Origin of the sequence: Duganella rivi, assembly GCF_009857435.1 — a bacterium.
Lineage (GTDB): Bacteria > Pseudomonadota > Gammaproteobacteria > Burkholderiales > Burkholderiaceae_D > Rugamonas > Rugamonas rivi.
The window spans coordinates 201,118-214,470 of record NZ_WWCK01000001.1; the positions used below are offsets into that span (position 1 = coordinate 201,118).

At 59.9% G+C, this 13,353-nt stretch carries 17 protein-coding genes and 1 pseudogene; 8 read left to right on the forward strand and 10 right to left on the reverse strand.

The window, feature by feature from the left end:
• The first annotated feature begins 9 nt into the window (after window positions 1-9).
• Window positions 10-240, forward strand: coding sequence for a hypothetical protein (locus GTP45_RS00905; RefSeq protein ID WP_161012005.1), 231 nt, complete (start codon window positions 10-12; stop codon window positions 238-240).
• A complete protein-coding gene (locus GTP45_RS00910) occupies window positions 233-754 on the forward strand; it encodes a hypothetical protein (RefSeq protein ID WP_161012006.1) in 522 nt (173 codons plus the stop codon). The genes GTP45_RS00905 and GTP45_RS00910 overlap by 8 nt, the downstream gene beginning before the upstream one ends.
• Window positions 755-777: 23 nt before the next feature.
• Here the strand turns inward: GTP45_RS00910 and GTP45_RS00915 are convergent, their stop codons facing one another.
• From GTP45_RS00915 to GTP45_RS00925, 3 genes are read right to left on the reverse strand one after another with little or no spacing between them, the layout of a single operon-like run.
• The gene (locus tag GTP45_RS00915; protein WP_161012007.1) at window positions 778-1,956 is read right to left on the reverse strand and encodes an MFS transporter; all 1,179 of its coding nucleotides are present in this window, start codon (window positions 1,954-1,956) and stop codon (window positions 778-780) included.
• A 3-nt stretch (window positions 1,957-1,959) separates the two neighbouring features.
• Complete coding sequence (locus GTP45_RS00920) at window positions 1,960-2,559, reverse strand: NADPH-dependent F420 reductase (protein WP_161012008.1); 600 nt, start codon at window positions 2,557-2,559, stop codon at window positions 1,960-1,962.
• A gap of 12 nt (window positions 2,560-2,571) precedes the next feature.
• The gene (locus tag GTP45_RS00925; RefSeq protein WP_161012009.1) at window positions 2,572-3,321 is read right to left on the reverse strand and encodes a 3-oxoacyl-ACP reductase family protein; all 750 of its coding nucleotides are present in this window, start codon (window positions 3,319-3,321) and stop codon (window positions 2,572-2,574) included.
• Window positions 3,322-3,435: 114 nt separating this feature from the next.
• On the opposite strand from GTP45_RS00925, the gene GTP45_RS00930 reads away from it, so the two are divergent.
• Window positions 3,436-4,365 carry a LysR family transcriptional regulator gene (locus GTP45_RS00930; protein WP_161012010.1) on the forward strand — a complete coding sequence of 310 codons (930 nt, stop codon included), beginning with the start codon at window positions 3,436-3,438 and terminating at the stop codon, window positions 4,363-4,365.
• Here GTP45_RS00930 and GTP45_RS00935 read toward each other — a convergent pair.
• Window positions 4,352-5,215: an NmrA family NAD(P)-binding protein gene (locus GTP45_RS00935; RefSeq protein ID WP_161012011.1), complete on the reverse strand. Its 864-nt coding sequence runs from the start codon at window positions 5,213-5,215 to the stop codon at window positions 4,352-4,354. The genes GTP45_RS00930 and GTP45_RS00935 overlap by 14 nt on opposite strands.
• Window positions 5,216-5,316: 101 nt before the next feature.
• Between GTP45_RS00935 and GTP45_RS00940 the strand changes: the two genes are divergently transcribed.
• A complete protein-coding gene (locus GTP45_RS00940) occupies window positions 5,317-6,282 on the forward strand; it encodes a LysR family transcriptional regulator (RefSeq protein WP_161012012.1) in 966 nt (321 codons plus the stop codon).
• Here GTP45_RS00940 and GTP45_RS00945 read toward each other — a convergent pair.
• The gene (locus GTP45_RS00945; RefSeq protein ID WP_161012013.1) at window positions 6,242-7,141 is read right to left on the reverse strand and encodes a LysR family transcriptional regulator; all 900 of its coding nucleotides are present in this window, start codon (window positions 7,139-7,141) and stop codon (window positions 6,242-6,244) included. The genes GTP45_RS00940 and GTP45_RS00945 overlap by 41 nt on opposite strands.
• A 119-nt stretch (window positions 7,142-7,260) precedes the next feature.
• Between GTP45_RS00945 and GTP45_RS00950 the strand changes: the two genes are divergently transcribed.
• Complete coding sequence (locus GTP45_RS00950; protein WP_161012014.1) at window positions 7,261-8,025, forward strand: SDR family NAD(P)-dependent oxidoreductase; 765 nt, start codon at window positions 7,261-7,263, stop codon at window positions 8,023-8,025.
• A gap of 63 nt (window positions 8,026-8,088) precedes the next feature.
• Here the strand turns inward: GTP45_RS00950 and GTP45_RS28335 are convergent, their stop codons facing one another.
• Window positions 8,089-8,700 carry a PEPxxWA-CTERM sorting domain-containing protein gene (locus GTP45_RS28335; RefSeq protein ID WP_161012015.1) on the reverse strand — a complete coding sequence of 204 codons (612 nt, stop codon included), beginning with the start codon at window positions 8,698-8,700 and terminating at the stop codon, window positions 8,089-8,091.
• Between the two features lie 128 nt (window positions 8,701-8,828).
• Between GTP45_RS28335 and GTP45_RS00960 the strand changes: the two genes are divergently transcribed.
• The gene (locus tag GTP45_RS00960) at window positions 8,829-9,464 is read left to right on the forward strand and encodes a glutathione binding-like protein (RefSeq protein ID WP_161012016.1); all 636 of its coding nucleotides are present in this window, start codon (window positions 8,829-8,831) and stop codon (window positions 9,462-9,464) included.
• 13 nt (window positions 9,465-9,477) lie between these two features.
• On the opposite strand, the gene GTP45_RS00965 is transcribed toward GTP45_RS00960, so the two are convergent.
• From GTP45_RS00965 to GTP45_RS00980, 4 genes and pseudogenes are all read right to left on the reverse strand, one after another.
• Window positions 9,478-9,939, reverse strand: coding sequence for a PIN domain-containing protein (locus tag GTP45_RS00965; RefSeq protein ID WP_161012017.1), 462 nt, complete (start codon window positions 9,937-9,939; stop codon window positions 9,478-9,480).
• Window positions 9,933-10,145 (reverse strand): hypothetical protein, encoded by a 213-nt coding sequence (locus tag GTP45_RS00970; protein WP_161012018.1) that lies wholly within the window; start codon window positions 10,143-10,145, stop codon window positions 9,933-9,935. Before GTP45_RS00970 ends, GTP45_RS00965 begins: the two co-directional genes overlap by 7 nt.
• Before the next feature lie 185 nt (window positions 10,146-10,330).
• Window positions 10,331-10,453, reverse strand: a pseudogene (locus tag GTP45_RS00975) (SDR family oxidoreductase); the annotation flags it as partial.
• 548 nt (window positions 10,454-11,001) lie between these two features.
• Entirely contained in the window at window positions 11,002-11,364 is a 363-nt protein-coding gene (locus GTP45_RS00980) for a DUF6232 family protein (RefSeq protein ID WP_161012019.1), read from the reverse strand.
• Window positions 11,365-11,691: 327 nt separating this feature from the next.
• Between GTP45_RS00980 and GTP45_RS00985 the strand changes: the two genes are divergently transcribed.
• Window positions 11,692-12,477 carry a hypothetical protein gene (locus GTP45_RS00985; protein WP_161012020.1) on the forward strand — a complete coding sequence of 262 codons (786 nt, stop codon included), beginning with the start codon at window positions 11,692-11,694 and terminating at the stop codon, window positions 12,475-12,477.
• A gap of 51 nt (window positions 12,478-12,528) precedes the next feature.
• Window positions 12,529-13,335 carry a hypothetical protein gene (locus GTP45_RS00990; RefSeq protein WP_161012021.1) on the forward strand — a complete coding sequence of 269 codons (807 nt, stop codon included), beginning with the start codon at window positions 12,529-12,531 and terminating at the stop codon, window positions 13,333-13,335.
• The last annotated feature ends 18 nt before the right edge of the window (window positions 13,336-13,353 follow it).

Here is a 13,353-nt window from a genome sequence, read left to right on the forward strand (position 1 = left end):
GAGAACGCCATGCGATCATTGCGCGCACTTGCCGCCGTCCTGATCGCCGCCTGCGCAATGCCAGCGTGGGCGACGCAGCAAATCGTCTTGACCAGCATGCTGTCCAAGGAGGACGCGCCGGTCGGCAAGCTCAACTACCTGATTTACAGCGAGGCCTTCCGCCGCCTCGGCTACCAACTGGTACTGGTGCAAGCGCCGCCCTTGCGCGGCGGAGTCTACGCCGCGCAAGGGCGTGGTTGACGGCGAACTAGGACGCGGCAAAGATTATGGCGACAGCCATCCCAACCTCGTGCGCGTCAACGAACCGGCGCTGAGCCTGACGCTGGCCGCGTATGCGCTCAATCCCACCCTCAAGCTGAAAAACTGGGACAGCATGCAAGGCGACCGCTGGCGCGTTGAATACCAGCGCGGCATGCAGATGCCGAGCACGCGGCTGGCCAGCGTGGTGCCGGCCAGCCTGCAATCGACCATCTCCTCGCCGCGCCTCGGCCTGCGCAAGCTGGCGGCCGGCAGAACCGACATCTACATCGACTTTGCCGAACACATCGATCCCCTGCTGAAAAGCGAGCCGTTCACATTCAGCGAGCTGGTGGTCAAAGTCGGCAACATGGAACGGGTCGCCATCCATGCCTACCTGAACCGCCGTCACGCCGCGCTGGAGCCCAAACTCTCCGCCGTCCTGCGCGACATGAAAACCGAAGGCCTGATCAAGGCCTACACCCAGCAAGCCCACCACTCCAGCAAGGCCGATTAAGCCCGGTTGAACCTGGCGAGGCTTCACGCCGGCGGTGCTGGACGGCCGCTGGCGCCCACCAGCATGGCCGTTGCCAGTGCGAAGGCAGCGCCGATGCCCATGGCGCTGGCCAGGCCGAAGTGGTCGACGCTGAGGCCGCCCACCAGTGCGCCACCGGCCAGCGCTGCCTGCCCGGTCGCCACAAACAGCGCCGAGACGCTTTCCAGGTGCGCCGGTGCAGCGCTGAACAGCCATCCCTGGATCACGATCGGCAGCAGGCCAAAGCCCAGCCCCCACACCATGACCAGCAGGATCGACAGCGGTACATTGCCAGCGAACGCCAGCAGCATCAGCATCGGCAAGGCCAGCATCAGCACCGCCGCCACGAATGCCCATTGCACGTTGCGGCTGATGGCCCAGCCGCCGACCAGATTGCCGATAAAGCCGAGCGCGCCGAAACCAAACAGGACCGCGCTGATGGCCGCCGCCGGCACGCCGGACTGCTGTACCAGGAACGGCGTGATGTAGGTGTAGGCAGAGAACTGGCCGATGAAAACCAGGATAATCGCCAGCACGCCGACGCGCACCTTGCCCATCCTCAGCACCACGGGAATCTCGGCCAGCCCCTTGCCTGCCGCCAGCCGGATCGACGGCAGCAGCGCCACCAAGGCCAGCATCACCAGCAGCGCTACCGCTGTCGCCAGGCCGAACGCGGTGCGCCAGCCCAGCATGCCGCCGATCAGCGTCCCGGCCGGCATGCCTGCCACCGTACCCAGCGAGATGCCGGAGAAAATCAAGGAGGTGGCGCGGCCGCCTTCCGGCCCCGGCCGCAAGCGCGGCCCCAGCGCGCCGGCGATGGTCCAGAAACCACCGACGGCAATCCCGAGCAGCACCCGGCCCACCATCAGCATGGCAAAGCTGTCCGCCAGCGCCACCGCCAGGTTGGACAAGGCAAGCAGCGCCAACAGTGCGCACAGCACATGGCGCCGATCCAGCTTGCCGGCAAAGCCCAGCGCCAGCGGCGCGGCAATTGCCGCCACCACGCCCGGCGTAGTCACCATCAGGCCGGTCTGACCGGCGCTGATGGACAGCGCCTGGCTAATCTGCGGCAGCAGGCCGATCGGCAAGAACTCGGTGGTGACCAGCGCAAATGCGCCGACCCCGATGGCCGCCACCGCCGCCCACGAGGCCGGCGGTGTTTCTACTTTCACGGTATCGCGCATGGATCAACCGAACTTGACCAGGTTCAGCGTCGGCAGCGAGCCGCCGGGGAACTGCGCGAGGCGGCCGCCGCCGTCCAGCGTGCCGAGGTCGATGCCGGCAAAGCCCAACTGCTCCACCAGCGCCATCACGGTCAGCTTGGCGGCAGGATTGTCGCCGGCGATAAACAGCACCCGGCGGCCGCCTTCCGCGCCCGGCGCGCGCGTCAGCAGGCCCGGTTGCAAATGGTTGAACGCCTTGACCAGCTTGGCGCCCGGCACCAGTTCCTGCACCACGGTGCTGGACGCCTTGCCGCCCAAATCAAACGGCCGGAACAACGGTGCTTCGATCGGGTTGCTGGTGTCGATCACAATGCGCCCGCTCCACGAGCCCATACCTTCCACCGCCGCCGGGATCTTCGACCACGGCACCGCGATAAACACCACTTGGGCTTGCGCCGCTTCGGCCGTGGTGACCGGCGTCAGCAGCGGCCCCAGTTCGTCGGCCAAGGCGGCCAGCGAGGCTGGGCCGCGGCTGTTGGAGATGGCGACCGGGATGCCGGCGCGGGTCAGGATGCGGGCGATGGCGGAGCCAATCTGGCCCGCACCGATGATGGAAATCTTCATGGTGCGGTCTCCTTAGGCGGTGAAGCCGCCGTCAACCAGCAAATCCTGGCCGGTCACGAACGCGGCTTCTTCGCCGGCCAGATACGATACGGCAGCGGCCACGTCCTTGCCCTCGCCGTAGCGCCCAACCGCGATGCCCGGCTTGACGAAATCGGCAATCGGGCCATCGGCCGGATTCATGTCGCTATCGGTCGGGCCGGGATGGATGGTGTTGACGGTAATGCCGCGCGGGCCGAGGTCGCGCACCAGGCCGCGGGTGTAGCCGGACAGCGCGCCCTTGGTCAGGGTGTAGACCGAGGCGGTCGGGAACGCCGCGTAGCGGGTCATCGAGCTGCCGATATGGATGATGCGGCCGCCCTTGTCCATATGGCGCAAGGCTTCCTGCGTCGCCACCACGGCGCCGGTGACGTTGACCGCCAGGATACGCTCGTAGTCTTCGAACTTGATTTCTTCCGGCGCGCCCAGCACGCTGATGCCGGCGTTGTTGACGAGGATGTCGATCTTGCCGAATTGCGCCGCCACTTGCGCCACGGCGGCACGCACCGCTTGCGGCGAACCGGCGTCGGCCTGAATGGCGATGGCGCGGCCGCCGGCCGCTTCAATCTCGGCCACAACGGCCTGCGCTTTTTCCGGCGAGGCGTGGTAAGTAATGGCAACGGTAGCGCCGTCGGCAGCCAGGCGGCGGGCGATGGCGGCGCCGATGCTGCGCGATGCGCCGGTCACGATGGCAATCTTGTCTTGCAGTTTGCGGGTGGTGTTCATGAAAAACTCCTATCGGTAAAAGGGAAGGTGTGAACACAGTATGGCGGCCCTCGGCTAACAGCAGTAGTCACAACTGGCTATAATCTGTTTCAATGAATACTTGAAAGTACCGGCATGGAAACCCTGTCCAACCTGGAATCGTTTGTGCGCAGCGCGGAGTCGTCGAGCTTTTCCTCGGCGGCGCGGCAATTGGCGCTGACACCGGCGGCGGTGAGCCGCAACGTGGCGCAGCTGGAGCGCAACCTCGGCGTACGGCTATTCCAGCGCAGCACGCGCGGCTTGAAATTAACGGAAGAAGGCGAACGCTTTCTGCGCGCCGTCAGCAGCGGACTGGACAGCATCCAGGGCGCGATCGCCGAGCTGACCACCAACAAGGGCGAACCGGCCGGCGTGCTGACCTTGTCGATGCCGCCGCGCTTCGGCCGCCAGCACCTGCTGCCGCTGCTGCAAGCGTACAAACAGCGCTATCCCGCAGTCACGCTCGACTGCAGTTTCGATAACCGCCAGGTGGATTTGATTGCCGACCGCATCGATGTCGCCATCGGCGGTGGTTTTGAATTGACGCCAGGCGTGGTGGCGCGCGTACTGGCGCCGGCCCATGCAATTGCGGTGGCGTCGCCGGCCTACGTGCAAGGTCTCGGCACGGCGCTGCCGCGCACGCCGGCCGACCTGGCCCAGCTAGACGGTGTCATGATGCGCTCGCCGCAAACGCGGCGCATGAAAACCTGGACGATGCGCAACCGGCGCGGCACCGAAATGCCGGCCGAGCTGCGCCCTGCCCTGCTGGTCAACGATCCCGACGCCATCTGCGCCGCAGCGCTGATGGGCATGGGCGTGGCGCTGCTGGCCATGCCGGACGTGATCGACCACCTTGAACGCGGCGAACTGGTGCGCCTGCTGCCCGACTGGTATGTCGACGCCGGCCCGATCTCGCTGTATTTCACCAGCCAAAAGCTGATGCCGGCCAAGACCCGTACCTTTGTCGACTTCGTTACCGAATCATTCAAGCAAGCGCAATTGGCGCAGCGCTTTACAGCGCGCTAGCCAGCACTTGGCGCAGCGACTTGGCCGGTGCGCCGGTCAGGCGTTGCAGCGCTGGATCGGGCTGATCGAACGCGCCGGCTGCAATCGCCGCCCACCACGCGTTGAAGAAGGCGGCCACCGGCGCCGGCAAACCGGCCGCCTCGCGCTCCGCTGCGTACTCGGCCGGGGAGATGGCGGTGTAGCTGACCGGCGTTGCCAGCAGTTCGGCATACGCGGCGGCCAAGTCGTGCATCGAATAGCTGCTGCCGGCGTTCAGGCTGACCTCGGTATTTTCATGGCCGTCCTGCGCCAGGATGGCGGCGCTGGCGGCGGCCAGATCGTCGCGGCTGGTCAGCGGAATACGGCCGTCGCCGGCCGGTACGCGAATACCGCTGGTTGCCACGCGGTCGCCAACAAACACCGGGATCGATTCCGCATACAGCGGATGCTGAACGATGGTGTAAGCCATGCCGGAAGCGCGCAGCAACTGCTCGGTAGCGATGTCGCTATCGGTCACGCCCTCGATGCCGACCGTCACGCCGTCGCGGCGCTGGATCGACGGGTAGACGATGTGGCGCACGCCGGCCGCCTGCGCGGCACGGATCACATTGGCGTGCTGGGCCAGCCGGTCGCTGAAGGCTACGGCCGACACGAGGAACAGCTTGTCGATGCCTTGCAGCGCCGCCAGCATGCTCTCGAAATCGGTGTAATCGGCGCGGCGCACTTCCACGCCCAGCGCACTCAGTTCGGCGGCCTGCTCAGGGTCGCGCGCGCTGGCGACGACCTGCTGCGCCGGCAGGTGTTTCAACAATGCCTTGATGATGGCCTTACCCAAGTGACCGCTTGCGCCGGTAACCAGAATTTTGTTCATGATGAAGCTCCTTTGTGATTTGGTGGCTTCACTATAGTCATGGCATTCCGCTTAAAACAGCGGTAATCTGTCAATTCACTTTCAAGCAAATTCGCGGAATCATGGAAAAGCTCGCCAACATCGAATCGTTTGTGCGCACCGCCGAGGCTGGCAGTTTTACAGCCGCTGCGCGCCGGCTCGGGCTAACGCCGGCGGCGGTCAGCCGCAACGTCAAGCGGCTGGAAGACAACCTCGGCCTGCTGCTGTTCCAGCGCAGCACCCGCAGCCTCGTGCTGACCGAAGCCGGCGCGCAGTTTCTCGGCGACGTCAGTGCCGGCCTGAGCAGCATTCAAGGCGCGGTTGACCGCTTGGCCAGCGCCGACGATGTGCCGGCCGGCTTGCTGAAGGTGAGCCTGCCGATCGGCATGGGCATGGGGCAAGTGCTGTCGCTGCTGCCGGCCTTCACGCAGCGCTACCCGGCCGTGCAGTTGGAACTGAATTTCGAGAACCGCCAGGTCGACCTGATCGCCGAAGGTTTCGATATCGCGGTCGGCGGCGCGATCGAGTTGCCGCAGGGCGTGGTGGCGCGCGAGCTGTGCCGCATCCACGTGGTAGCGCTGGCCTCGCCCAGCTTCCTGCGCGCGCACGGCACGCCCACCACACTCGCCGAACTGGAGCACATGACCGGCGTGGTGATGCGCTCGGTACAAAGCGGCAAGGTGAGGATTTTCACGCTGCGTAATGCCGACGGCGAGCAATGCAACGTCAACCTCAAGCCGTCGGTGATCGTCAACGATCCCGAGGCGCTGTGCCGCTGCGCCGTGCTCGGCATGGGCGTGACGCTGGCGCCGTTGACGCAGGCAGCGGCTTACATCGAACGCGGCGAGCTGGTGCGCCTGCTGCCCGCGTGGCACGGCGAAGTGGGCGCGGTGTCGCTGTACTTCTCCGGCCAACGCCTGCTGCCAGCCAAGACGCGCGCCTTTGTTGATTTCCTCGTGGAGCAATTCCGCAGCCGACAACTGGCGCGGCGCTTTGCGGCGCTGCCGCCTAGTCCAAAGTCGCAAACAGGTCGGCGGCCCAGTCGATAAACACCCGTAGGCGGTTGCTGACGTAGCGGTTGGACGGGAACACGACATAGAACGGATAGGGCTCGGGCTGCCACTTCTCAAGAATCGGCACCAGTGCGCCGCTGGCGAGGTGCGGCGCGGCGGCGTATTTGAAAGTCTGCATCACGCCGAGACCGGCGAGGCCGGCCGCAAGGTGGGCATTGCTCTCGTTGACGCCCACTGAGCGCGAGCCTTGAATCGCCAGCTTCTCGCCGCCCTTGGCGAAATTCAGCGGCAAGCCGCGCCCGGTACGGGTCGATAAATAATGCGCGATGACGTGGCCGTCTTCCAATTCCGACGGATGCTTAGGCACGCCGTGGTCGCGCAGGTAGGCCGGCGTGGCACAGGTGACCCACGAAGCGCTGCCAACCTGGCGGCCGATCAGCGATAGATCGGTCAACTCGCCGCCGCGAATCACGCAATCGACGTTGTCGCCGATCAGGTTGACGTGCTTGTCGGAGACGCCCATGTCCACCCGGATGTCCGGGTAGCGCGCCAGGAATGCCGGCAAGGCCGGCAACACCACAAGGTTCGCAATCGAGCTGCCCATATCAATCCGCAGATGGCCGCGCGGACGCGATTGCGCGGCGCTAAAGCTGGCGTCCACATCATCCAGCTCCTTCAGCAGACGCTGGGTCTTCTCGTAATACTGCGCGCCCTCCGGCGTGACCGACACCCGCCGCGTGGTGCGCAACAGCAGCTTGACGCGCAAGTGCGCCTCCAGCTGCTGGATCGACTTGGTCAGGCTGGCATTGGGCATGCCCAGCGTGTCGGCGGCCTTGGTGAAGCTGCCCGCCTCCACCACCCGCGCAAAGGCGCGGATCGCTTGCAATTGATCCATCGGAATTCCTCATTATTCATGGATGGAAATAATCCATTTCGTTACAGCTACTTTATTCAATAGTTCGCGGCGCGTAAAGTGGATTCCGTTGTCAACCACATTTCACAAGGAGTTACATCATGAGCAACGCACAAAAACTGGCAGGTAAAGTAGCACTGGTCACCGGCGGCACCACCGGCATCGGCTTCGCTTCGGCGCAAGACTTCGCAGCGCAAGGCGCAGTGGTGTACATCACCGGCCGCCGCCAGGCGGAACTGGACGCCGCCGTGGCCGCCATCCGCGCCACCGGCGCCACCGCCTACGGCGTCCAGGGCGACGTCGCCAAGCTGGAAGACCTGGACCGCATCTACGCTGAAATCGAAACCCGCTCGGGCCACCTCGACGTGCTGTTCGCCAACGCCGGCGGCGGCGACATGATGCCGCTGGAAGCGGTGACCGAGGAACACTTCGACCGCATCTTCAACAGCAACGTGAAAGGCACGCTGTTCACCGTGCAAAAAGCGCTGCGCCTGCTGAAAGACGGCAGTTCGGTGATCCTGACCGCTTCCACCACTTCGGTGAAAGGCACGGAAAACTTCAGCGTCTACAGCGCCAGCAAGGCTGCTGTGCGCAACTTCGCGCGCAACTGGCTGCTGGATCTGAAACCACGCAACATCCGCGTCAACGCGGTCAGCCCTGGCCCAGTGCATACGCCTGGCCTGGCGGGCTTAGTGCCGGAAGAACATCAGGCTGGCCTGCTCGGCCACCTGGCCACGCTGGTGCCGATCGGCCGCCTCGGCCAGCCATCCGAAGTGGCCAAGGCCGTGACCTTCCTGGCTTCCGACGACAGCACCTTCATCAACGGCATTGAGCTGTTCGTGGACGGCGGCATCGCCCAGATCTAAAGCAAAAAAGGCCGAGCCTCAACGAGGCCCGGCCTTTCCAGATCCGCCCTACCAGGAGCGAAATTAAGCTTTACGGCGACGCGCTGCGAAGCCCACCAGGCCGAGGCCTGCCAGCAGCATGGCGTAGGTGCCTGGTTCCGGCACGGCGGTGACGCTGACCATGTCGAGCATGCCATCAGTGCTGTCGGTGTTCACGCTGGTATCGCGGAACAGCAGATGGGTGCTGCTGCTGGTGGCCACGAAGGTGAACGAATACGGCGAGACCAAGGCCGCCTGATTGTGGGTGCCATAGGCGCTGACGTCCAACGAGCCCAACAGCGACTGGCCGTTCGATGCCTCAACCGTCATCGTCTGCAACGCGCTGCCGGAGATGGCGCCGTAAGAGAAATTCACGGTGTAGGTATTGCCGGCAACGGTGGCCAAGTCCTGGAAGATGGTACCGCCGGTCATTTGGCCCCAGCCAAAAAAGGCCGCCGCCACGCCGTTGACGCCAGGATAGCCGCTGCCGTCGATACCGCAGCAATTGATGTACGCCGAGACTGGCGCGAAGCCGGTAGTCTGGGTCGAACCCCAGCCAGCGCCGCCGTCTTCGAAGCTGCCGTTGGTCACCAAATCAGTAGCGCTAGCGCCTGCTGCAGCAAAGGCCAGCAAGCTGGCGGCAATAATTTTCTTCATGGTGAGCCCTCGGTTTAATGTACATAGAAACAACAGTGATTGCTATTTTACATCAAATCTAGCGCCGTAGGAATGCGATCCGATAATAAAACCGCATCGCGCAACACCAAAATTTTTAGGAGCTTTACATGATTTCTTTTTACACCTGGGGCACGCCGAACGGCCGCAAAGTCGCCATTCTGCTGGAAGAGCTGGGCCTCGCGTATGACACCATCGCCGTCAACCTGGGCCGCAACGAGCAGTTTGCGCCGGGCTTTCTGGCCATCTCGCCCAACAACAAAATTCCCGCCATCGTTGACCATAGTGCCGAGGGCGGTGCTCTGTCCGTGTTTGAAAGCGGTGCGATTCTGACGTATTTGGCCGAGCGCCATGGCCGCTTCCTGCCTGCCGAAGGCGCGGCACGCTACAAGGCGCTGGAATGGCTGCACTGGCAGATGGGCGGACTGGGCCCGATGCTGGGGCAGTTGGGCTACTTTGAAAAATTCGCCAAAGAGAAATCGGCCGTGGCCAGCGCGCGCTTCATCGCCGAAGCGGATCGCTTGCTGTCAGTGATGGACAAGCGACTGGCCGACAGCCACTACCTGGCCGGCGACGACTACACCATCGCCGACATCGCCGCCTATCCGTGGGTAGTCACCGCCGACACGTTCTTGGCCGACGTCCTCGCCGAACGCCTCGCCACCAAGCCGGCCCTGTTGGCATGGATGGAAAAAATCGCCGCCCGCCCCGCCGTTAAGCGCGGCATGGCGGTGCCAGCTCTCTAGGTCAGCACGGTTACTACACCGGTGCACATGCAATGTCGCTGACAGTCGTTTTGATGATTTTTCCGGTTGCATCGTATTCATGCTCACATCGGTAAGGTAGGCGCACACTGCTGGCACCAAAGTCACGCGGATTTCGCGTCACCACCATTAGCTTATCGATGTTGCCAGTCGCGCCGATAATGGCATCCGGAAGTTTGATGTTGCGCTTATTGGGACGTTCAGCCAATCCAGCTGCACGAATCTTTGCCGCCTCGAACGCGACCAAGTCATTCGTGTGAATTACCTTGATGCCGAGTGCGCCGATAAATGCTTGAAACTGATTGAGCTGGTTCGACGAGATACAGCCGACGGCCACCTCCATCCAGCTCACTGCGCTGATGGAAATATCTGAGTAATAGCTGATCTCCGTTCTGGCCTCGCTGACGCCATTCATGGCATCCATCACGATACTAGAGTCGAGCAAAGCTTTCACCATTCGGCGCGCAGTTCTTCTTGAAATGCCAGGCCGTCCTGTGGAATATCGGTACGATTTTTCCACATACCGAAGATCAGATCGATTGCTTCCAAGCGCTTTTGCCGCTCTTGCTCTTTTTGGCGGGCGATTACGTCTATCGACTCGGTGCGCGGTAGGGAACTCTGGCGATGCCCACTCTGCTTACTGTCTGGCACGTGCGTGGTCATATTACCCTCCACATTTTAAGAAAGCGGCTTCTGATACTTTAGCATTTCTGCGCAACCATGTGCCGCGAGTTATCAATGATGCCTAATGTAATGACAAGGGTATTGACTCACATCAGGTGCGAGTCATTGATACTTAGCACGCTGCCTCGACATGATAGACATCGAGGCAGCTATCGATGCAACGATCAGGCCGCGAAGCCGCTGTCTATCAGCAAGTCGGCGCCGGTGACAAAGGCTGCTTCTGGCCCGGCCAGATAGGCAATCATCGCGGCCACCTCATCGGCATGGCCGTGGCGTTTCACGGCGACGGGGTCCACGGCGACGGGGTCCGGCGACGGGGTCTGCTCTGCCAATCGCACACGAGGTCAGCTAGGTTTATTGAAATGTTTTAGGGAATTAGTTTCCGTTTGGAATTTAAAGCGCAAACCGCCTCCCGGCGGTTTTTTAGTCAGACGAATCGGAGAGGCGTTGCGCTTGCAAGCGCAACGCCGCTTCGCGGGCGGCTCGCATGCGAGCCGAATTCCCCGCTACGCCCCGCGTCCCGCGGTTTCGATTCCCGCTCAGCGACAGCGGCGAACAAAAACAAAGGCCCCGTGCTTTCGCACGGGGCCTTTGTTTTTGTTCGGTGGTGGAGTCGGCGTCACTCGAACTCAATCACAAGAAACCCTTACCAGATAAGGAAGAACGCAATTTCTTGATGATTCGATTCTACAGAGCTACCCCCAGCATTACCCCCAAATTACCTCGCTTGGGGTGTATGGCGCTGGACGCCAATAGACACATTCTACATCGAACAAAAAGTTGCAAGCCTGTTGTTTACCGTTCACAGGCATGCGCCCGACAGGCTTGCGGAACATCAACCGCGATGCACGATGGCGTCGTTCAACGCTGCGATGACTTGGTTCAGGTAGTCGCGCTGATGCGTCACGAGCGCTGTTGTCTCACCGGCAGAGGTGGACAGTAGGATGTGGTAGATGGTCTTCTGCTCAACCATGTAATAGATGGCAGCAAGGGCAATCAGCACGCCGACAATGACGTTTGCGGCAGCAGCGATAAGCAGACCGATAGCCAGAATGATGATGCCGCCCAGACGACTCGGTTTCTTCTCGTATGGCTTCACCGAAGTCACGTTGTTCATTGCGAAGGTCTGACCGCCACTGATAAACCGAGCGTTCGTTACCTTCACGTCCTCATACTCAAAGAATGTACGTTCTTCCATCCCGTAGTTTCCCTTTTGGAATTAATAGTTGTTGGTGCAGCTATGCTACTTGGTTTCCGATTGGGAATATGCACACATTGTCACAATGCCGTATCCTGAATCACGTAGAGCAGCATTAAAAGAAGTTAGCCAGCCCGTCACCTCTTTTTCATCTAAAAGCCTTCATCATTGTCTTATTGGAAACTACTACCTAGATAAGTGCGCTAAACTGAGGGCAGTTAAATGTCCGAGGGCAATCCGATGCGAAACGATGACAACCTATCAGAGACGATCACAAAGCTCCCTTTATATCGAAAAGTCCTATTGAATGCCACTGAGTCTCAGCGAATGGCAGAGCGCATTCAGGAATATTCAGGGCGCTTCGATCAATACTGCCCCAAATGTGCGCAAACCGCCACTTTCAGTTTTCAAGTTGACCCCGAGTTTAGTGCCAGTCAACGGCGCTTGGCTGCTTCGGCCACCAATATTAGAAGTCCAAACACCGGAGCCCGTCTGGTGCATACTAATTTCAGTAAGCACGCCGTTTGCACACGCAATAATCATCGCGCCATCTATCATTTCCAAGCCTTTGATGATGGGATTATGAAGATTGGCCAATTCCCCAGCGTGGCAGACATACTCTCTGGCGACATTCAGAAATACAAAAAGGTATTTGACGATTCAGAGATGAAGGGACTTAAAACAGCAATTGGACTGCACGCACACGGCGTTGGTGCTGGTGCATTCATCTACCTTCGTAAGATTTTCGAGGCTCAGGTTGAGCAAGCGCATGTTATCGCACGAAATGATAAGGACTGGGATGATGGTGCCTATACCAAATTGATGAGAATGTCTGAACGAATTGAAACTTTGAAACTTTACCTCCCTGAAATACTTGTTCGCAATAACACGCTATACTCAATTCTTAGTGAGCATTTACATCTTGGGCCAAGTGAACAGGAATGCGTAGATAACTTTGATGTTGTCTTACAAGGCATTTTCCTCATTGCAGAGGAGAAGCTAGAAAAATTACAGCGTGCAAACCAGTTAGCCGACTTCAATAGAAGCAAGCAAGCGCTACTGGAGTTGCGCGCAGCAGAAGCGGCAGCAAGAGCCGCCGCGACTGGAAGCTGAGTCACCCTAATAGGATCAAAGCCGCCCAAACCTTATTCCCCTGGAGCAATCTTGCAAGCTGAAAATCTCTCAAAGATAGTAGAAGCCAGTTCAAAAAGCTTAGCTCTACTGGCAACCGTGTGTGTTGGATTCTCGGTTATATACGACTTCGGATATCTTTACGGGCTTGGACTCAGTTTAAGAGAAGTTCCAACATCATTCTCCGATCACTTACGCAGCGCCATAATATGGCTCCCTAGCAGTGCAATCTTTGTTGTATTTGAGTTCTTCATCGCTTTCTACTTCTCAAAAAGGGATGCAATAACCGCTCAAAAAAACAACATTACCCCTAGCCAGAAAGATGCCATTGATAACATAGCTACAGGTTTTGGTGCGAGTGTGAATGTGCTTCTTTGGGTGTTAATGGGAGATCGGTTCATTTGGGCAGGGGCGCTGGGAATGGGCATGTTTGTGATGCTGTTTGCTTTCATGGTGAAAACGAACATTCCGACTGCCTACCAATCGGCTTTCATGTATGCTGCCTTAGCTATTTTAGGTGCATGTGTTCTATTTGGAATGGCAGAAACAAACGCAACCTCATTATTAGATGAGAAGGTCGAGGATGAGTTAGTATTAAAGAACAAGGACGCCACTCAAACAATTAAAGGAAGGGTTCTGAGAAGATTCGAGCGCTCTCTAATAATCGTGAATGAACAGCGAATTATCTCAATAATTAACCCGGATGATCTAGTTCGCGTTAACTTTCACAGAGAACGGAATGGAAACACTGGGCTTCTCTGCAAATACCTTGGTAAAGCTTGTCCGCAAGACTCCAATAAGACCGGAGACAAGGCTGAGGTGTTGAAACCTCAAAAATAAAAAATCGCAATGTCCACT